At 50.6% G+C, this 18,967-nt stretch carries 16 protein-coding genes; 3 read left to right on the top strand and 13 right to left on the bottom strand.

The annotated features are described in order from the left end of the window. Positions 1 to 200: 200 nt before the first annotated feature. The 5 genes from LK436_RS07225 to LK436_RS07205 form a co-directional block, all read right to left on the bottom strand. On the bottom strand, positions 201 to 1,178 hold the full coding sequence (locus LK436_RS07225; RefSeq protein WP_008398241.1) for an ABC transporter ATP-binding protein: 978 nt from the start codon (positions 1,176 to 1,178) through the stop codon (positions 201 to 203). Between the two features lie 12 nt (positions 1,179 to 1,190). Next, positions 1,191 to 2,168: an ABC transporter ATP-binding protein gene (locus tag LK436_RS07220; protein WP_008398242.1), complete on the bottom strand. Its 978-nt coding sequence runs from the start codon at positions 2,166 to 2,168 to the stop codon at positions 1,191 to 1,193. Positions 2,169 to 2,220: 52 nt separating this feature from the next. Continuing rightward, positions 2,221 to 3,102 (bottom strand): ABC transporter permease subunit, encoded by an 882-nt coding sequence (locus LK436_RS07215; protein WP_008398243.1) that lies wholly within the window; start codon positions 3,100 to 3,102, stop codon positions 2,221 to 2,223. Positions 3,103 to 3,120: 18 nt separating this feature from the next. Then, complete coding sequence (locus tag LK436_RS07210; protein WP_008398244.1) at positions 3,121 to 4,041, bottom strand: ABC transporter permease subunit; 921 nt, start codon at positions 4,039 to 4,041, stop codon at positions 3,121 to 3,123. Positions 4,042 to 4,333: 292 nt separating this feature from the next. After that, the gene (locus tag LK436_RS07205; protein WP_008398246.1) at positions 4,334 to 6,061 is read right to left on the bottom strand and encodes a glutathione ABC transporter substrate-binding protein; all 1,728 of its coding nucleotides are present in this window, start codon (positions 6,059 to 6,061) and stop codon (positions 4,334 to 4,336) included. Between the two features lie 432 nt (positions 6,062 to 6,493). Here LK436_RS07205 and LK436_RS07200 point away from each other — a divergent pair, with 432 nt between their 5' ends. Beyond that, entirely contained in the window at positions 6,494 to 7,213 is a 720-nt protein-coding gene (locus LK436_RS07200) for a gamma-glutamyl-gamma-aminobutyrate hydrolase family protein (protein ID WP_008398248.1), read from the top strand. A 142-nt stretch (positions 7,214 to 7,355) separates the two neighbouring features. On the opposite strand, the gene LK436_RS07195 is transcribed toward LK436_RS07200, so the two are convergent. The 6 genes from LK436_RS07195 to LK436_RS07170 all read right to left on the bottom strand — a co-directional run bounded on the left by LK436_RS07195 (position 7,356) and on the right by LK436_RS07170 (position 12,902). Then, positions 7,356 to 8,468, bottom strand: a complete 1,113-nt coding sequence (locus tag LK436_RS07195; RefSeq protein ID WP_008398249.1) for a P1 family peptidase — start codon at positions 8,466 to 8,468, stop codon at positions 7,356 to 7,358. 52 nt (positions 8,469 to 8,520) lie between these two features. Then, complete coding sequence (locus LK436_RS07190; RefSeq protein ID WP_015544834.1) at positions 8,521 to 9,033, bottom strand: ferritin; 513 nt, start codon at positions 9,031 to 9,033, stop codon at positions 8,521 to 8,523. A 62-nt stretch (positions 9,034 to 9,095) separates the two neighbouring features. Further along, positions 9,096 to 9,440, bottom strand: coding sequence for a phenylpyruvate tautomerase MIF-related protein (locus LK436_RS07185; protein ID WP_008398252.1), 345 nt, complete (start codon positions 9,438 to 9,440; stop codon positions 9,096 to 9,098). Positions 9,441 to 9,527: 87 nt separating this feature from the next. Next, positions 9,528 to 10,295 (bottom strand): gamma-glutamyl-gamma-aminobutyrate hydrolase family protein, encoded by a 768-nt coding sequence (locus LK436_RS07180; protein ID WP_416207813.1) that lies wholly within the window; start codon positions 10,293 to 10,295, stop codon positions 9,528 to 9,530. Positions 10,296 to 10,471: 176 nt separating this feature from the next. Continuing rightward, positions 10,472 to 11,674, bottom strand: a complete 1,203-nt coding sequence (locus tag LK436_RS07175; protein ID WP_008398254.1) for a M20 metallopeptidase family protein — start codon at positions 11,672 to 11,674, stop codon at positions 10,472 to 10,474. Positions 11,675 to 11,951: 277 nt separating this feature from the next. Continuing rightward, a complete protein-coding gene (locus LK436_RS07170) occupies positions 11,952 to 12,902 on the bottom strand; it encodes a LysR family transcriptional regulator (RefSeq protein ID WP_044931501.1) in 951 nt (316 codons plus the stop codon). A 193-nt stretch (positions 12,903 to 13,095) separates the two neighbouring features. Here LK436_RS07170 and LK436_RS07165 point away from each other — a divergent pair, with 193 nt between their 5' ends. Continuing rightward, the gene (locus LK436_RS07165; RefSeq protein WP_008398257.1) at positions 13,096 to 14,373 is read left to right on the top strand and encodes a serine dehydratase subunit alpha family protein; all 1,278 of its coding nucleotides are present in this window, start codon (positions 13,096 to 13,098) and stop codon (positions 14,371 to 14,373) included. A 150-nt stretch (positions 14,374 to 14,523) separates the two neighbouring features. Here LK436_RS07165 and LK436_RS07160 read toward each other — a convergent pair whose 3' ends face one another. Beyond that, complete coding sequence (locus tag LK436_RS07160) at positions 14,524 to 15,957, bottom strand: APC family permease (RefSeq protein ID WP_021966224.1); 1,434 nt, start codon at positions 15,955 to 15,957, stop codon at positions 14,524 to 14,526. Positions 15,958 to 16,302: 345 nt separating this feature from the next. Beyond that, positions 16,303 to 17,295, bottom strand: coding sequence for a Gfo/Idh/MocA family protein (locus LK436_RS07155; protein WP_021966223.1), 993 nt, complete (start codon positions 17,293 to 17,295; stop codon positions 16,303 to 16,305). 287 nt (positions 17,296 to 17,582) lie between these two features. On the opposite strand from LK436_RS07155, the gene LK436_RS07150 reads away from it, so the two are divergent. Continuing rightward, positions 17,583 to 18,950, top strand: a complete 1,368-nt coding sequence (locus LK436_RS07150) for an MATE family efflux transporter (protein WP_008398265.1) — start codon at positions 17,583 to 17,585, stop codon at positions 18,948 to 18,950. Positions 18,951 to 18,967: the final 17 nt, after the last annotated feature.

Raw genomic sequence — 18,967 nt, 5'->3', positions numbered from 1 at the left:
CTTATTCCTCCTCTCATCCTTTCCTCTACAAAGCATCATATCACACTCCGCTTCAAATGCAACCTTCTTTCCCCGAAAAGAATTCTCTAACGCAAACGGCAGGAATCCAGCCCGTTTTCCCGGCCTCGCCGGAACAAAAACGGGCTGGATTCCTGCCGTCCCTCCGTCTCTCCCTTCGCCTGTACTCTTCCGTTTTCTTTCTACATCTCGTTGTCATACAGGTGGCAGTATACGAAGTGATCCTCTCCTACCTGGTATTTTCTCGGAGCTTCTTTTTTGCATATCTCCATACATTTCGGGCATCTGGTGTGGAATTTGCAGCCGGACGGCGGATTGATCGCCGACGGAATGCTTCCCTCCAGGATAATCCTCTCCTTCTTCACCGTCGGATCGGGAATCGGAACTGCAGACAGCAGCGCCTGTGTGTACGGATGCATGGGATTCTTATAGAGATTTTCCTTGTTTGCCTCCTCCACAAAATTTCCCAGATACATAACCCCAATCCTGTCGCTGATATGCTCTACAACGCTCAGATCATGGGCAATGAAGATATAGGTTAAGTTAAACTCCTTCTTCAGTCTGCTCATCAGGTTTAAAACCTGAGACTGAATGGACACGTCCAGCGCAGATACCGGCTCGTCGGCGATAATCAGCTGCGGCCGCACGGCCAGAGCCCTCGCAATGCCGATTCTCTGTCTCTGGCCTCCTGAGAACTCATGAGGGTATCTTCTGGCATGGTAGTCGTCCATCCCCACCTCTCTGAGAAGCCGCACCACCGCCTCGTCGATCTCCTGTTTTCCCTTGGCAAGCCCGTGGATCACCAACGGCTCTGCCAGAATATCGTGGATGGACATTCTGGGATTCAGGGAAGCGTAAGGATCCTGGAATACCATCTGAACCTTCTTTCTCACGCTTCTCATTTTTTTGCTGTCATAGCCCCGGATATCCTCCCCGTCCAGAATAATTTTTCCGTCTGTGGGCTCAATGAGCTTGCAGATAGCCTTTCCGAGAGTGGATTTTCCGCATCCGGACTCTCCTACGATTCCGAACACTTCTCCCTTCTTTACCTCAAAATCCACATCGTCCACGGCCTTTACGTAGGTCTTTTTCCCAAACAGGCCGCTGGATGCCGGATAATACTGTTTCAGTCCCTCTACCTTTAATAAATCTTCTGCCATATCCGTCCCCCCTTATCTTTCACAGAGCCAGCATCTGCTCAGGTGTCCGTTCCCCAGATCAAAGAATCCCGGCTCTTCCTCTCTGCAGCGTTCTGTGGCGTGTTCGCATCTGGGGGCGAACTTGCAGCCCTTTGGCATATATTTGGGATTCGGCACATTGCCGGGAATGGAATCCAGCTCCTCCACATGCTCCCCGAGCTTTGGGATGGAGCGCAGAAGTCCCTGGGTGTATGGATGAGCTGTCTGCCCGAAAATGTCGTACACATTTCCCTTTTCCACCACGCGGCCGCAGTACATTACCACCACCTCGTCGCAGGTTTCCGCCACCACACCCAGATCGTGGGTAATGAACATGATAGAAGTTCCTATCTCCTGCTTCAGATGGTTCATCAGATCAATGATCTGGGCCTGAATCGTCACATCCAGAGCAGTGGTAGGCTCATCGGCGATGAGGATTTTCGGGTTGCAGACGAGAGCCATGGCGATCATAACCCTCTGCCTCTGTCCTCCGGAGAGCTGAAACGGGTACTCATTGACAATCCGCTCTACCCTCGGAAGTCCCGTCTTTTTCAGCATCTCAACGGCCATCTCCCTGGCCTCCTGTTTCGTCTTGTTCTGGTGCATCTTGATGGCCTCCACCAGCTGATCCCCGATTTTCATAACCGGGTTCAGGCTCGTCATAGGCTCCTGGAAGATCATGGAAATCTGATTTCCCCTGATCTTTCTTCTCTCCTCAGCGCTCAGGTTTGTGATGTCGCGGCCGTCCAGCAGAATCTGCCCCTCCACCACCTTTCCCGTGGTTCCCATTAACAGTCCCATAACCGAGAGGGCCGTCACGCTCTTTCCGCTTCCCGACTCTCCCACTATCCCCAGAGTGGAGCCCTCCTTCAGCTCGATATCCACTCCGTCCACCGACTTTACCACTCCATTGTCTGTGAAAAAGTAGGTGTGCATATTTTTTATTTCCAGAATATTCTTCCTTGTATCCATTCCGTTCCTCCCTCCTGTCCGGCTCTCCCTTTCATCGTTTCTCTTCCTTCATTTAATCGGTCAGCTTCGGATCCAGTGCATCCCTGAGTCCGTCCCCCAGAAGGTTGAAGCACAGAACTGTCAGGAATATGGCAAGGCCCGGAAACAGGGTAATGTGCCAGCTGGTCATCATGTAGGTTCTTCCGTTGCTCAGAAGAAGTCCCCACTCCGGTGTCGGCGGCTGGGCTCCCATTCCCAGAAAGCTGAGGCTCGATGCTGTCAGAATGGAGGTTCCGATAGACATGGTATACTGCACGATGATATTGGGAATGGCGCTGGGCAGAATATGGCGAAACAGGATCCTGGCGTCGCTGGCGCCCAGATTTCTTGCCGCCTGCACAAACACATTTCCCTTCGTCGACAGGGTGGTACTGCGCACCAGCCTCGCAAAGGTAGGTGTGCTGAACACAGCTACTGCAATCACCACGTTTGTCATTCCGCTTCCCAGAATGGCAATGATAGCGATAGCCAGAATAATTCCCGGGAATGCAAACAGAGTGTCACAGATTCTCATAATGATAGAGTCCAGGATTCCGCCGTAATATCCGCCAAGGAGTCCCAGAATAGTTCCGCAGACAGCAGCGATGCTGACAGAGAACAGTCCTACACTCAGGGAGATCCTGGTACCGCAGATGATCCTTGAAAACAGATCCCGCCCAAACTCGTCTGTTCCAAACCAGTGGGCTGCGCTGGGTCCCTGCATGATCGCCGTGTAATCATACTCATTAATGCCATAGGGGGCAATCTGGTAGCTGATAAATGCGAGTATCACCAGGGCAATGATGAAGAACATTGCCACGATTGCCGTTTTCTGCTTTTTAAATTTCCGCACAAAGTCCTTAAACGGCGTATTGATGTCCGTTTTTTCATTTAATACTTTTTCTTCCTTCGCCATAACGTATCCCCTTTCCCATTAATTCAGCTTGATTTCCGGATTCAGCAGAGCATAGAGGATGTCCACTACCAGGTTAATCAAAATAAAGTGCAGCGAGAAAATCAGGATCAGGGACTGAATAGCATTGTAATCCCTGTAGTTTACCGACTCCACAAGAAGGGAGCCAAGACCCGGAAATGCAAACACAGACTCTGTAACTACAGAACCGCCAAGGAGGAATCCAAACTGCAGACCCACTACTGTCACCACGGAGATCATGGCATTTCTGAAGGCGTGCTTCCAGATGACAGATTTCTCCCTGAGGCCCTTGGCCCTGGCTGTCCTTATATAATCTTCCTTCATTACCTCAATAATGGACGAACGGGTAAACCTGGCGATAATGGCCGCGATACTGGTTCCCAGTGCAATAGCCGGAAGAATAAAGCTCTTCCAGGAGTCCGCACCTGTGGTGGGAAACCATTTGAGGTTAACGGAAAACACCATAATCAGGAGAAAACCGATCCAGAAAGAAGGCATGGAGATGCCCGATATGGCCAGCGTCATTCCCGTGTAATCCTGCCACCGCGATCGGTGCTTTCCTGACCAGACTCCGATGAGCACTCCCACAATCACACTCCACACCAGACTGAACACAGTCAGCTTCACTGTATTCATGTACCGCAGACTTACCTCTGTGGCTACCGGGCGCTTCGTTCTCAGAGACATTCCCAGATCTCCGTGAAACAGTCCTGTCACATAGTCTGCATACTGAGTGAGAATGGGTTTATTAAGCCCCAGCTCTTCCCTTACTACCTCCACGTCCTCAAGAGTCGCCTGAGGGCCGGCCACCAGACGGGCCGGATCTCCCGGAATCAGGCGAACGAAAAAGAACACAAAGGTTGTAACAATAATCAGTGTCGGGATTACACCAATCACACGCTTTACAATATATTTAAGCATCCGTTCACTCTCCCTTCTCTCCCTACTCCCAAAAATGGTTTGGCAGCTTTCTGTTACAGACCGCCAAACCATTTCCGAGCAAATCCTGAGCTTCTGCACTCTTTGCCTTTTCAGCTTTTCCTGCAGCTACAGGCTGTATTCCAGTCAAGAAAGAGAGCTCAGGCCATCCGTCTTACCGGAAGTCTTCCTGCGACTTTGGCCTGCCGCTCTCCTGCTGACTTTCAATTATGTTTTTGTATTCAGTTTACTTTTTCACTGTCTTTTCCATCTTCTGCATGATCTGATATATTCACTATTTTGCCATTCTGGCATTTCTGATGTTCAGACAGTTATCCGGGTAAACCTTAACATTGGCAATCTTGTTTGTGGTGGCCCATGTGTTGTAATCGTTCACGAGGCATACCATCGGGCAGTCTTCCCAGAGAATATCCTGAGCCTTGGCATAGGCCTCTGCCCTCTTCTCCTCATCTGCCGTTGCCAGTGCTTCATAGAGAAGGTTATCTACTTCCTCATTTTCATAGTAGCAGATGTTATAGCTCATCGGAGGCATGGATTCTACAGCAACCAGAGGACGGATACCCCAGTCTGCATCTCCCGTGGAGGAGGACCAGCCGATGGTGTACATCTCTACCTCAGCCTCTGAGCCGGGAACATTGACATTCTCTACCTTGTCATTTACGACCGCGCTCTCGAGAGCGTTGATGTTCATGGTGATTCCCACCTGAGCCAGCTGCTGCTGAAGGAACTCGGCCTGTTTTAAGTTTGCCGTGGTGCTGGCGCAGATCAGGGTGCACTCAAATCCGTCCGGATATCCCGCCTCTGTGAGAAGTTCCTTGGCCTTTTCGGGATCATAGGGGTATGGATCGTTTGCCTTATAGTGCTGAGTGGCAGGTCCGATGATGGAGGTTGCCACCGAGGAGAGGCCATTCTTTACAACTGCAATGTAGGCTTCCTTGTTGATTGCATAGTTGACAGCCTGGCGCACCCTCTTGTCATTAAACGGCGCTTTCATATTGTTCATGAACAGATAGCGGACAACCATGCCCTCCTCTGCTCCTACATACACGTTTGTATCTGCCGCAAGTGCCTGCATGCTCTCTGTGGGAACCGGCCAGATAAACTGGGCATCCCCTGACTGAAGCATGGCGACTCTCGTGGCGTTCTCAGCTACCGGGCGGAAGGTGATGCTCTTAAAGCCTGCATCCGGCTCTGCCAGAGCTGTACCGCCGCAGATTTCTGCGTCATAGCCCCACCAGTCCTTGTTAAGTGTGACGGTAGCGTGATCGCCTGCGATCCACTCCTTAAATATGTACTGTCCTGTTCCAACCGGGCTCTCGGCACAGGCGTCGTTTCCCTGGGCAATCACCTTCGGGCTCATCAGCACACAGGCCGGGTGGGCCAGCGTTGCAATAAAGGCGCCGAAAGGCTGTGACAGCTTCACCCTTACGGTATACTCATCCACGATCTCTGTCGATTCCAGAACATTGCAAAGAAGTGTCGTCCTCTTAAGTCCCAGCTCCTTATCGCCCCAGCGATCCAGGTTGGCCTTCGCCGCTTCTGCATTGAACGGTGTCCCGTCTGTGAAAGAAATTCCCTGTCTTAAATGAATCACATATTCTGTGGCATTTTCATTTGCCTCATAATCCGTTGCCAGCATGGGGATGATCTTCATGTTGTCGTCAAATCCGAATAATCCATCCATCATGAGTCTCTGAATACCGCCTGAAAGTGTATCGCTGGTATCCATGGGATCCATGGTGGTGAAATCCACATTCATGGCACCGACCACATCCATCTCCTGGGAAACGGATTCTCCCTCCGGCACAACCACTTCCTCTGCTGATTTGGGAACTGAAGAAGCTGCTCCGCCCTCTGAGGATGCTTCTCCGGTCTGCCCCGCTGCCTCTGAGCCTGCGTTCCCGGAACCGCCGGAGCTTCCGGAGCCGCCGCAGCCGGCCAGGGATAACGTCATCACACCGGCCATTGCAAGGGCAAGTAGTTTTTTCGCTCTCAATTTCATAAAATCTCTCCTCCCTTTTTTTCACAGAATACGCATTTTAACCGCACCGCTGTAAATTTCTGAATTTTTGATATATTATCCCATAAATTTTGTATTATGTCAATATTTCACCTTTTAATAATTTTGTTTTTGTCTTCGGAGGCTCTGAAATATTCCAAATATTTCTTTACTGTTTTTATTTTTGTTTTATTCGTCTTTTCCTGTAGAATTTCCATTATTTTATTCTGCTTTTTGAAGCTGACCTGACTGTCTGGCATATCTTTCCATCTCATTTTCTGTGATTTTTTACTGACTTCCGGTATTCGATTTATATGAAGCGGCACGAAAAATATTCTCTCTTTTATCTGTGCATTCCTTCTGCTCCATGCTATACTAAAAGGAATCTATGCTATACTAAGATAAATCTATATTGTAAAAGGGGGATTTTTTCTAATGAAACAGCCGGTTATCGGAATTGTCACCGTCCTGGGCGAAGAGGCGGTTCCCAGAGTCTTTACCAACATAAATTATCCGAACGCCGTCATCCGCGGCGGCGGCGTTCCCGTCATGCTGCCTGTAACGAAGAACAGGGAAATTCTTTCCCAGTATCTTGCTGTCTGCGACGGCTTTCTCTTCAGCGGAGGGCAGGATATCTCTCCCTGCAAATACGGAGAGCTTCCCAGCCGTCTTGTGGGGCCTACCAGCCTTCTTCTGGACGATTTTCAGCTGTCTCTGATGAAGCTCGTGCTGGAGGCGAAAAAGCCCTTTATCGCCATCTGCCGCGGCATACAGGTTCTCAATGTGGCCTGCGGCGGAACGCTCTATCAGGACTTGACGGAATTTTCTCCAACCGTTTCAAAGCACATGCAGGCAACGGACAGAGGGGATGTCAGCCACCCTGTCACAATTAAGGAGGGAACTCTTCTTCATCAGCTGTTCGGAACCAGAATCTGGACGAACAGCTACCATCACCAGGCTCTCAAGACTGTGGCAGAATGCCTGCAGACAGCCGCTCTCTCCGATGACGGGGTAATCGAAGCGGTGGAGGTAAAAGATTATCCATTTGGAATCGGGCTTCAGTGGCACCCGGAGGCCATGCTCCCTGTTGATGACGCCATGCTTCCATTATTTGAATCCCTTGTCCGTGAGGCTTGCGTCCCCTTTAAAGATTAGGCAGAGCTTTATTCATAAACTTCAGAGAAATATCCTGCAAACAGTAAAATGGAGCCGGCATTTCTGCATAATGCCGGCTCCGCTTCACGCTCTGTATTCTGCTTTTCCCTCGTTCTTATCACGTCCCAACAGGACTGTCTTTTTACTCTCTGATCGGTTTTCTTTCCAAAAATTCCGCCAGGCTGTAATAAACGGTTCCGTCCACTCCCTCTGTCGTATCAGCCATGGTCATGGAATTGAGAACCGCCTCCTCCACCGCCTCGGCCACTGCCTCAAAGGGCTCATTGAGAAGGCTCTCGTTGAGCATCTCCCTCGTCAGAACCGCAGGTTCCTGTGCCGCCGGAACGCGATTGGCAGTGGAGAAACCTATCATAATCTCCCCGCTGCCATGTCCTGTATAGGAGCCGGTTCTGGCCAGTCCGTTTCCCATTCTGCGGATCAGGCGCTTTAACTGGCGATCTGAGAGCGGTAGATCCGTAGCGCAGATCATCATAATGGAACCGCGATCCTCCTGGGTACCGTGGAACAGAGCCTTTTTGACATGGCTTCTCAGGGTATCTGAAGGGGAGGGCAGCTCCTGTCCCTCTGCCTCTCTCAGAATTTCCCTTCCCACGGGAACGCCGTTGATCGTCAGACAGCGGGTGGCACCGAAGTTTGACTGAACCAGGACTCCGATGGTATATTTCTTTCCTTCCACTTCCACCAGCCGGGATGCGGAGCCGATTCCTCCCTTGAAGCCATAGCAGATGGTTCCGGCTCCGGCGCCCACGCTGCCCTCCTCAAAGTCCTCACCGGCTGCCTCGATCGCCTCAAACACATCCTCTTTTGTCACTGCTCTCACAGAGATCTTATTAATCCGGCTGTCATTGCACTCTCCCACCACCGGATTGACGGAAAAAGCAGGCTCTCCGTCAGCCTCACAGCGGTTTAAGGTATATTCTACCAGCGCATCGGCCACCAGCCCTACATTCAGCGTGTTGGTAAGCGCGATGGGTGTTTCCAGTGTTCCAAGCTCCTCCACCTGCAAAAGTCCGCAGGTTTTTCCAAAACCATTGTGGATGTAAGCTGCGGCAGTGCACTTGTTCAAAAACAGATTGTCTTTTACAGGCATAATCACTGTGACTCCCGTACAGTTCCCGTTTCCCTTCACCGTCTTATGCCCTACAGCTACGCCTGGAACATCCGTTATCAGATTTCTGGTTCCCCTGGGAAAACTCCCAATCTGAATTCCATAATCACAGATTCTCTGTCTCATTATTTTCGCCTTTCTGTCTGCTTTCCTCAGCGCAGGCCTTGACTGCCGCAGACTACAGAGTCAGGGAAGGAGCTGTATACGTCCTGGCTCCCAGCTCGCTGTCCAGCATATAAAGTCCCTTCGGATCTCCTCCAAACAGCTCCATCTTTTTGATCAGGTCAGAGGCATTCATCTCCTCCTCCCCCTGCTCCTTTACAAACCAGTCGAGGAACTGCATGGTGCGGAAATCTTTCCCGGTGTAGGCTGCGTCATAGATATTGTTGATCAGGGAGGTTACATACTGCTCATGCTTAAGGCCCTCCTTCAGAGGATCCATATTGTTCTGAAGCTGTACCTGCGGCTTGTCAATAGCCTCCAGCGTCACAGACACGCCGTTGTTTTGAAGGTATTTTAACATCAGCATCGCGTGATCTCTCTCCTCCTGGGCCTGTATGCTGTACCAGTTTGCAAATCCGCTTAATCCCTGCTCCACGTAAAAATTGGAAAATTCCAGATAAAGGTATGCGGAGTAAAACTCCTTATTTACCTGTGTGTTAATAAGCTCTGCCACTTTTTCGTTCATCATGACCGTCATCCTCCTTCTTCTCTGTCTCTGCCTGCGGCATCTTTGTCAAACCGCCGCCTCCCTTAAAAATTAGCTCCGTTCCATCCCCAGTGAAGCACTTCCTCATACTTGATATAAATACGGTTTTTGGGTATTCCAAGCTCCTCCTCATAGATGGAAGAAATACGCTCTGTCAGCCTGTCAAAGGCGCTGTCCGGCGCGCTGCCGAAAATTTTCACCTCAATAAAGGCAGTGGGTCCGTCCTGGTTTCCCTTGAAATACAGGCAGTAGTCATCCTCAAATCCTACCATCAGCCAGCTTTCCGTTTTGCCCGGAATCGCCTCTATGGCATGCCCCAGCTTTGTTTTAATTGCTTCCTTTTTTTCATCTGACACCTTAACTGACAGTTTTGAGTTAATAAAAGGCATCCATGTCACTCCTTTCCAATGCAAGCTATCCTGATTGTACTACAGGAAGAGAGGATTTTCCACTGAAACGTAAAAGTCCGGATGAGATCAGGATTCCTGCTGCTTCTCGCATCTGTGCCTCTGTGCCTTTCGCACCAGATCAGAAAACAGCCCGTTCATTTTCGGCACCGACCTTGTAAGCTCCTCGGGATGCCACTGTACAAGAACAATTCTTCCCTCCGGACTCTCCATAGCCTCCGCCACTCCGTCTACCGCCCAGGCTGTTACAGCCAGATCTCTTCCCGGGAGCCTGACGCACTGGTGATGAAGAGTATTTGTATATACGGTCTCCTCTCCCAGTATTTTTGAAAGCCGGCTTCCCTTCTCGATCCTCACCTGATGGATCGGATAGGATCTCTCCTGCTTCTGCGCATGGAGCTGGTGATCCGCCCGGTACAGGCTGATATCCTGCCACAGGCTCCCTCCTCTGGCAACATTGACAAGCTGCATTCCTCTGCAGATTCCAAGCACCGGGAGCTTCCGCTCCTCTGCCTTTTTCTCTGCCAGAATCCAGAAGCGATCCATCTGCTCATTGACTGAACCGATGGAGGGATGGGGCTCCTCCCCGAACAGCTTCGGATCCACATCCTCTCCTCCGGGAAACAGCAGTCCGTCACAGAAAGAGAGGAGCCTCTCCAGTTCCTCTTCTGTGCCCACAGCCGGGATCACAAAGGGAATCCCTCCGTTCTCACTCACTGCGTTCAGGTATGCAGAATTTGCATATGTCATCTGAGCCGCATACGCGGAATGTGTATGTGTATACAGATTTCCCAGTACTCCTATTACAGGGCGTTCCATTTCTTCTGAATGTTCCATTCTCTTCTTTTTAACTCCTTCCTGACTGTATATCTCTTTCATCATTCACATTAACTGTGCGTCTTGCCTATATCTGTCTATATCTACTTGACCTGGATATCCTCACCCTAAGCCTGCCATGTTTTTGCTTTACTCATCCTGCTCTCTTAAAGCGGGGAATCTTCCCAGCTGCAGATCTACATACTTAAAAAACGGAGCGCTGCAGCTGCCATAAGCCTGGTGCAGAGCTTAATGCAGTTTTCGTCAACCATAAACCGGGAACTGTGAGCTGGGGCATATACTCCCGTTCCCACCTGGATAAAGCAGGAGGGAACTTGTCTGGAATAAAATCCGAAGTCTTCAGCGATCAGCCTTGCCTGGCTGCCTGTGAGTAAATAGTGTTCCGGAATCTCCACAATCCCATCATACAGCACTTCCCTGTGGTTCTCAACCGTATCTGTCACAAAAGCGGTAAATTCCGGATCATTGTATACAGACGGATATCCCTGGCGAAAAGAAATTTCACAGCTGCCCCCCATAGCTTCCGCTATCCCTTTTGATATAGAATTAATTTTTTCCATCATCACCTCACGGGCATCTGGCGTAATATTGCGCATCATAATTGAGAGTTCACATTCCGAGGCGATAATATTCGGCGCACTTCCCCCTGCAATTTTTCCTACATTCAGAGTGGAGTTCTCCATGGGGCTGATGTTCCTGGCTGCCACTGAATTGAGAGCTGTCACAATCGCCGCCGCAATTCCTATGGCATCCACTCCTTCTTCCAGTGTGGATGAATGGGCCGCTTTTCCGTGTATTTTCACTGTGCAGCCATCAGAAAAGGCCGTCAGATACCCGCTCCCGATTACCAGTTTCCCCTGAGTCCAGGGAAACACGTGGAGCCCTATACAGGCATCCGGCTTTTCATCCAGAAGCCCCTGTTCAATCATTCTTCTGCCGCCTCCTCCGCTCTCCTCGCCTGGCTGGAACACCAGCTTTACCCGGCCGTTAAAGCAGTCTTTCATCTCATTTAAAATCCTGGCGACAGTTAAAAGGTTTGCGGTATGGACATCGTGTCCGCAGGCATGCATGACATTTTCACGCTCAGAGCGAAACTCCAGGTCATTTTCCTCCTGAATTGGAAGGGCATCCATGTCTGCCCGAAGCATTAGAAGCTTTCCCGGACGTCCGCTGTCTATCTGAGCAATGATCCCCGGTTCAACCGGACTTTTTTCCCAGGGAATGGAAAGGGCGTCAAGCTCCCGGCACACCAGGGCCGCCGTACGGAACTCCTGAAAAGACAGCTCCGGGTTTTTGTGGATCTCTCTCCTGTTTTTCAGTGTATATGCTTCATACTCGTCCGAAAGGCGGATTAACCGCTTTAAGCTATGGTTCTCCATGCTCCTTCCTCCCCTAAAATCCTATTGATGTACCCAGTAAAATCCAGCCATCCATTACGAGTGCGCATCTCTCGGAGAGATGGCATATCCGGAGGATATGACAGGCAAAATCCCCCGCTGATTTGAACTGTTGTCTGGTATTCTCCTATTTATGGACAATTATACAAACAATTTCTACTGAATTCCAACAGTTTTATCCGGTGAGGCCACTGTGTTTTTCTGTCGCTTTCATTTTTTCAGGCAGATTGATATAATCTTCCCTTTCACCGCCTATAATTTAATTTTGTCTGATTATTTTTTCATGCCAGCCCTTATGGAAAACCTGTTTTGCCAGGGCAATAAATTCCTTTGCTATGCGGGGCTGATACTTTCGATCCAGATAGTTAACTGCTATTTTCCTGCGAAACATGGATTCTGACAGCCGAAATACCTTAAAACCGTCTTCACGGAGTTGTTTCTCATCAAGATAAATTTCCGGACAAACCATAGCTCCCATCTCTTTCATACACAGAGAAATCATCGTGTCAATACTTGCTGTCTCTACTGAAGAGTAAAATTCCACCTCCTTTTCCCTCCCAAAAGCCTCTACCATTTCCCGAAGCCAGGTTCTCTCACCCATCAAAATCAGAGGACATTTTCTGGCCGTCTGAAAAGAAATCCTGGTTTGGGATAGCAGGCGTTCTCTTTCGCTGTCACTGAAGCACGCTTCAAAAATTTTTCCGGGAATCACAAGCCATATCTCCTCCTCATAGAGGACATCGCTTCGAATCCCTTTGTCCTCATCTGATTCATATCCGATTGCCATCTCAACTCTCCCGTGAAGGAGCGCCTCTGTCACCTGGGCTAACGGGGCCTCGAGAAGCTTTACCCGGCATTCAGGCCTTTTTTTATAAAAAGCCGGTAAAAGAACAGGCATCATAGCGCTGCTTCGATAGCCGGAGATTCCTATGGAAAGCTGGCATCCTCCTCCCTCTCTTAAGTCCTGGAGTTCTTCTTTTATCTGATTTTCTTCATCGAGAATTGCCCGGGCATGCTTCAGAAGAAGGTTTCCCTCCCTGGTCATTGTCAAAGGTGCGCTTCTGTCAAACAGACGGACACCATAATGCTCCTCCAGCTTTGCAATATGGCTGCTCAGAGACTGCTGAGAAATGTAAAGCCGCTTGGCTGCACGCGTAAAGTTCATTTCCTCGGCAGCCATGACAAAACACGAAAGATCTACAAAATTCATGATTAACCCCCTGCCACAATATACAATATTTTTTTGTGGGCCTTTTTCAAAAAACTGTTGGACAAAACCTGTTATTTTCCCCATAATATCTTATAAGGAGATTCTGTGTCAAAGGAAATCTTTATCACCTGCCTTCTGCTTCTCCTCCGAGACGGAGAGCACATGAAAACAGAAAGAAAAGAGGAAACAAAATATGGAAAAATCTGATATCCGATACAAAACCTACGTGGACATTCTGAAACGGGAACTTCTCCCCGCCATGGGATGCACGGAACCTATCGCCATCGCCTACTGCGCTGCCAGGGCCAGAGCGCTGCTGGGCTGTATCCCCGATTCCGTCCTCATTGAAGCCAGCGGAAACATTATAAAAAATGTAAAAAGCGTTATCGTCCCCAACACAAACGGGGCCAAGGGAATCGAGGCTGCAGCAGCTGCCGGCATCATCGCAGGAAAGGAGGAGCTGAAGCTGGAGGTTCTGTCACAGGTAACTGATGAGGAAAAAGAAAAGCTTGCCGCCTACCTGAAAACGGCTTCCATTTATGTCCGCCCGGCAGATTCCCCCTTTATCCTGGACGTATCCGTGACCGTGAAGAAGGACGGCTCACAGGCCAAAGCCCGCATAATCAATGAGCATACCAATATTGTTCTTCTCGAAAAAGACGGGGAAGTTCTCTACCAGGGAGAGCTCTCCGAGCAGGCAAGCACAGATATGCCTGACTACAGCCTTCTGACGGTTGAGGGAATCGTGGACTTTTCTGATACAGCAGACCTCTCCGATGTCCGCGAACTGTTAGACCGCCAGATCGCATACAATACCGCCATCTCCCAGGAGGGACTGCGCGGCAGCTATGGGGCCAACATCGGAAAAGTTCTTTTAAAGGAATACGGAACAGATGTAAAAAACAGGGCAAAGGCTGCGGCGGCTGCCGGCTCCGATGCCAGAATGAACGGCTGTGAAATGCCCGTTGTCATTCTCTCCGGCAGCGGAAACCAGGGCATAACCGCCTCCCTTCCGGTTATCGAATACGCTAAGGAGTGGAATTGCAGCGAGGAGAAGCTGTACCGGGCTCTTCTCGTCTCGGATCTCATCACCCTGCACCAGAAAACAGGGATTGGACGGCTGTCAGCCTACTGCGGAGCCGTCAGCGCCGGCGCCGGCGCCGGTGCCGGGATCGCCTACCTGGCCGGAGGCGGCTTTGAGGAAATTGCCCATACCCTGGTAAATGCCATTGCAATTACCTCCGGCATTATCTGTGACGGCGCCAAGGCTTCCTGCGCCGCCAAGATTGCCGCCTCCGTGGATGCCGGCATTCTGGGCTGGAACATGTACCGCAACGGCCAGCAGTTCTACGGCGGTGACGGTGTCGTGTCCAAGGGAGTGGAGAACACGATCCGGAATATCGGCCGCCTTGGAAAGGACGGCATGCGGGAGACAGACAAGGAGATTATCCGAATCATGACGGGATGCTGAACCGGGAAGTGCCGGAACCGGCAGCACTGCAGTCTCTAAAATCCCTTCCGCTATACAGAAAAAGAGCCGCTGGGGGAAATTTTTCCCTGCCAGCGGCTTCTCTGTTTTATCTTGTTTTTATTCTGTTTTATCTTGTTTTTATCTTGCTTCTCACTGTGCCTTAGCTGCCTCTCTCTTCTTGATAATAGGAAGAATCAGTCCAAGGGCTGTCAGCACGAACGGAGTCACAATGTTTAACGCTGTGGAAGCGATATCGCCTTCTACATACATACCCAGGACGCAGCAGAGGGCTGTGACGCCGAAGCACCATATGCCTGCCGTGAAGGCAAGACCCTGATGCTTTGTAAAGCGGTATTCCGGATTAAATTTTCCGATACATCTGCGCAGCGCAATGTAGGCAGCAAATACCCACAGGTAGCGCAGCGGCATGGTTACGGAGTTCAGCTTATTTAACTGGGCCAGAACTGCAGCAGCCCCCGGCACAAAGGACTGAATTGCGATGATGCTTCCTGACAGGATAACCACCATCCAGATTCCGTTGATGTAAGCGCCGTATTTGTTCTTCTTTAACAGCTTTGTCGGGATAAACTCTCTCGCATCCTCATTGTCAAGCAGCATGCGAAGCGGAGCGTCGATGCTGAGTACCAGCGTGGAGAACTGTCCCACTGCGTTGCAGGCAGCGTAGATGATTAAGAACAGATTTCCCACATGGTAATACTCGCCCAGCTTCTGGAATGCCCAGTATCCGCCGTTGGACACGTAGGAATTGAAGCTCTCTGTGCTCTCATTGATGACCGCCGGATCAAACATCATACCCATGGCTACCGTACCCAGGATCGCGCAGACCATAACCATGACGGCCAGGGCAATCATTCCCTTGGGGAAGCCGGTGGCAGAGTTTTTCACCTTGTTTACATAGGGAGAAATCTTTTCACATCCGCCCACTGCAAACACAAGGATGGACAGGGAGGTGAAATATCCCACGTTAAACTGCGGAATCAGGTTCTTTGCGCTGAAATCCATGGAAACGTAGCCGCCTCCCGGGTTGATGGCCGGAGCTGCGAACATCATGAGAATGTAGAGGATTGACATAATGAACATGCTTGTTCCGGCGATGGTGGCCAGCTTTTTCAGCGGGTTTAAGCCGCGGCTTGCAACCCAGCAGAAGAACAGGAACACAGCCAGAGTCGCAAGCTGTACCCAGGTGGTGGGCAGCGTGTCATAGGTGCTTCCGTTCTGGAATACCATCCAGCTTAAAGCCTTTAATCCGCCGCTTCCCTTGCTGGCGATATAGGTTACATGGCAGGCCCAGTACGTCCAGCCTGCATAGTAGGCAAACTTGGGGCTGATGGTTTCACGGATCCAGGAGCTTACGCCGCCGCCGGAATGCTTGAAGGCAGAGCCCAGTTCGCCGACCATCAGCGTATAAGGTACAAAGTACAGGGCAAACATCAGAATCCAGCTGAAGATAACCTGGATTCCGTTAAAGTAAACGAAGCCGTTGAGCACGTTTCCAAAACCCCAGACCGTAGAAAACGCCATAAAGGCCAGGGTGTACCAGTTGATTTTCTTTGAGTTTTCCATAAACACCTCTTTTTCTTTCATTTCTTTCATCTGCCTTTCCCCGGGAAGAAACCTGTCCCAGAGCCGCCAGCTTCCCGCTGACTGACGGACCCAAAAAGGGAGTGTCGCATGATGGAACTTTTGCAGCATAAACTGTAAAGCAGAAGTTCCAGGAGCAGCACTCCCAGACAAGTTATTTTGCTTTCCCAAAGGCACAACGAGAATTATTACATAAAATGAATGCGGCGTCAACCTTTTGATGTTTTTTACATTCATTCTCGAAAAAAGTTATTATTGTGTAATTATGGAAAATTCCTCCATTTTAATGGCAGAAAACCGGCCTGCCGGCTGCCGCCTCAGCCCATGTCATGAAATTTCCTCACAGGGGTAGGACAGTCCCCACTGCCTCCTCAGCTCATCCATCAGCTCCATGACATAGATCGTTTCACTGTGAGGCATTTCGGGACATTCTGTCCGGCCCTCCCTGACAGCCTTCAGGCAGCTCTCCACCTCGTACTCATATCCTGTCACCTGGGGCGGGCAGGGAATCCTTTTTACTTCCCTGTAATCCCCGTCATAAACCGTAATGGACTGTGGGTTGTTAATATTTTCCACTTCCAGGAACCCTCTGTCTCCGTAGATCACGCCGCGTCTGTCGCTGATCCCCATCATCGTCGCATTCAGCACAGCCATCCTGCCGTCTCTGTAGCGCAGGGTAATGCTCTCCTGGGCGTCCACTCCCGTCTCTGCCATCTGCACGGAGGATTCTATTTTTTCAAAATCCTTTCCAAAGGCCATGAGAGCAAAATTCAGCGTATAAACTCCCACATCCAGGAGAGTTCCTCCTGCCAGCTCCGGCCGGATAAGCCTCTCCTTCTCAAAAATCCGGTACCCCAGATTCGCAGTCAGGGTACAGGGAGTGCCGATAATGCCCGATGCCAGCACATCGTCAATCATCTCTCTCATAGGCATGTACCTTGTCCAGATGGCCTCTGTCAGAAGAAGCCCCCGTTTCTCAGCCATATCAAACAGCTCCCTGGCCTGAGGGGCGTTGACTGTAAAGGCCTTCTCACACAGCACATGCTTTCCGTTTTCCAGGCACAGCTTGGCATGGGCATAGTGGTGGGAATGAGGGGTTGCAAGGTAGACCAGATCCACTGCCTGGTCGGCCGCCATCTCCTCATAGGAGCCGTAGGCCTTCTCAAAGCCATATTTGGCTGCAAAGGCCTCCGCCCTCTCTCTGTCCCTGGACGCTGCCCCATAACAGCAGAACTCCTTATCCTTTCCCTCCATTCCATTTAAGGTCTGGGCCATCTTTTCCGCAATGGATCCCACTCCGAGTATTGCAATATGAATCATATGTTTCCTCCTTTTTCCAGAAAAATCCCTGTACGTTTCTGATATTCTTATCATATCACACAGTCCGGCCTGATTCCTACAGGAAATTCTCACAGACTCACTGTCCCGGCAATCCGCTGCACCGGCCGGCATCTCCCCTCCCTCCTGCCGGAAACAGCAGAAAGATACGTTCTTGCATTCTTCCTCCCTTTCCGTTACAATAAACTCCGTATGTTTCACGCCTGTACAGCAATGAAAAAGGAAAAAGCATACAGCTGACAACGTGTATGAAATGAAGGTGCATTGCAATGAATCAAAAAGAAAGCGCCCCTTCCGGCGCAGGACATCTCTACAGCAACCGGCAGCTTTTCGCCCTGATGGTTCCCCTGATCTGTGAGCAGCTCTTCACCTCTTTTATGGGAACTGTGGACTCCATGATGGTGAGCAATGTCAGCGAGGCGGCCATCTCCGCCGTTTCCCTTGTAGACTCCATCAACATACTGGTTATCCAGGCCTTTTACGCTCTGGCTGCCGGGGGTGCGATTATCTGCGCCAACTATATGGGCCAGAAGCGGGAGGAACAGGCGAAACGCTGTGCCGACCAGCTTCTGTTTATCGTACTTGCCATCTCGCTGGCTGTTCTCGCAGTCTGCCAGCTTTTCAGAGGGCCGATCCTTGGCCTGATCTTCGGCTCGGTGGAAAAGGAGGTCATGGACTCTGCCATGGTATATTTTTTCTATACCTCCCTGTCCTTCCCCTTCATCGCCCTCTTTGACTCCGGTTCAGCTATCTTCAGGGCACAGAATAACAGCCGCCTTCCCATGGCTGTCACAGTAGCCACGAATCTTCTGAATATTTTCGGAAATGCCGTTCTAATCTGGGGTGCAGGGCTGGGGGTGGCAGGAGCTGCCATCTCCACCCTGGTATCCCGGATTATCGCCGCCGTCTGCGTGCTTTTATTCCTCCGGAGGAAATCCGGCCAGATCATTATCGGAAACTTCATCTTCCTACGGCCGGACGGACGCCTGATCAAAAATATTCTGCGCATCGGGATTCCCTCCGGGGTGGAAAACGGAATGTTCCAGTTTGGAAAGCTGGCCATTCAGTCCACCGTTTCCACTCTGGGAACAGCGGCCATTGCCGCCCAGGCCATGACGAATATTATGGAAAATTTCAACGGCATTGCCGGGATCGGCATCGGGATCGGAATGATGACTGTGGTGGGCCAGTGCCTGGGAGCAGGCAGACCTGACGAGGCCAGGTATTACATAAAAAAGCTGAGCTATGCCGCAGAGGCCGCCGTCTTTGTGAGCTGCATTCTCATCTTCCTCCTTTCAGGGCCTATCACGAGGCTGGCAGGCCTGGAGGCAGAGAGCGCCTCCCTCTGTCTGTTTATGATGGGATGGATTACGGTGGTAAAGCCTCTGGTATGGACAGCCGCCTTTATTCCCGGCTATGGCCTGAGAGCGGCCGGCGATGTGAAATTTTCCATGCTGCTCTCCTGCCTCTCCATGTGGACCTGCCGGGTCACTCTCTGCATCTTCCTGATCAGAGTCTGCGGCTTTGGCCCCATGGCTGTATGGATTGGAATGTTTACTGACTGGACTGTGCGGGGCTTCTTCTTTGTAAGACGGTTCAGAAGCGGGAAATGGCTGGAGCATGAGGTTGCAGATTAGCGATAATTGAAAAAGTT

The sequence above is a fragment of the Clostridium sp. M62/1 genome (genome assembly GCF_020736365.1).
GTDB lineage: Bacteria > Bacillota > Clostridia > Lachnospirales > Lachnospiraceae > Otoolea > Otoolea saccharolyticum_A.
Note: the sequence above shows the minus strand (reverse complement) of the source record. Positions and strands in the feature narration are given on the sequence as shown.

Bases quoted from the DNA above. Each gene is read 5' to 3' on its own strand.
- LK436_RS07225 (WP_008398241.1), bottom strand. From the start codon at position 1,178: ATGGCAGAAGATTTATTAAAGGTAGAGGGACTGAAACAGTATTATCCG.
- LK436_RS07220 (WP_008398242.1), bottom strand. From the start codon at position 2,168: ATGGATACAAGGAAGAATATTCTGGAAATAAAAAATATGCACACCTAC.
- LK436_RS07215 (WP_008398243.1), bottom strand. From the start codon at position 3,102: ATGGCGAAGGAAGAAAAAGTATTAAATGAAAAAACGGACATCAATACG.
- LK436_RS07210 (WP_008398244.1), bottom strand. From the start codon at position 4,041: ATGCTTAAATATATTGTAAAGCGTGTGATTGGTGTAATCCCGACACTG.
- LK436_RS07205 (WP_008398246.1), bottom strand. From the start codon at position 6,061: ATGAAATTGAGAGCGAAAAAACTACTTGCCCTTGCAATGGCCGGTGTG.
- LK436_RS07200 (WP_008398248.1), top strand. From the start codon at position 6,494: ATGAAACAGCCGGTTATCGGAATTGTCACCGTCCTGGGCGAAGAGGCG.
- LK436_RS07195 (WP_008398249.1), bottom strand. From the start codon at position 8,468: ATGAGACAGAGAATCTGTGATTATGGAATTCAGATTGGGAGTTTTCCC.
- LK436_RS07190 (WP_015544834.1), bottom strand. From the start codon at position 9,033: ATGATGAACGAAAAAGTGGCAGAGCTTATTAACACACAGGTAAATAAG.
- LK436_RS07185 (WP_008398252.1), bottom strand. From the start codon at position 9,440: ATGCCTTTTATTAACTCAAAACTGTCAGTTAAGGTGTCAGATGAAAAA.
- LK436_RS07180 (WP_416207813.1), bottom strand. From the start codon at position 10,295: ATGGAACATTCAGAAGAAATGGAACGCCCTGTAATAGGAGTACTGGGA.
- LK436_RS07175 (WP_008398254.1), bottom strand. From the start codon at position 11,674: ATGGAGAACCATAGCTTAAAGCGGTTAATCCGCCTTTCGGACGAGTAT.
- LK436_RS07170 (WP_044931501.1), bottom strand. From the start codon at position 12,902: ATGAATTTTGTAGATCTTTCGTGTTTTGTCATGGCTGCCGAGGAAATG.
- LK436_RS07165 (WP_008398257.1), top strand. From the start codon at position 13,096: ATGGAAAAATCTGATATCCGATACAAAACCTACGTGGACATTCTGAAA.
- LK436_RS07160 (WP_021966224.1), bottom strand. From the start codon at position 15,957: ATGGAAAACTCAAAGAAAATCAACTGGTACACCCTGGCCTTTATGGCG.
- LK436_RS07155 (WP_021966223.1), bottom strand. From the start codon at position 17,295: ATGATTCATATTGCAATACTCGGAGTGGGATCCATTGCGGAAAAGATG.
- LK436_RS07150 (WP_008398265.1), top strand. From the start codon at position 17,583: ATGAATCAAAAAGAAAGCGCCCCTTCCGGCGCAGGACATCTCTACAGC.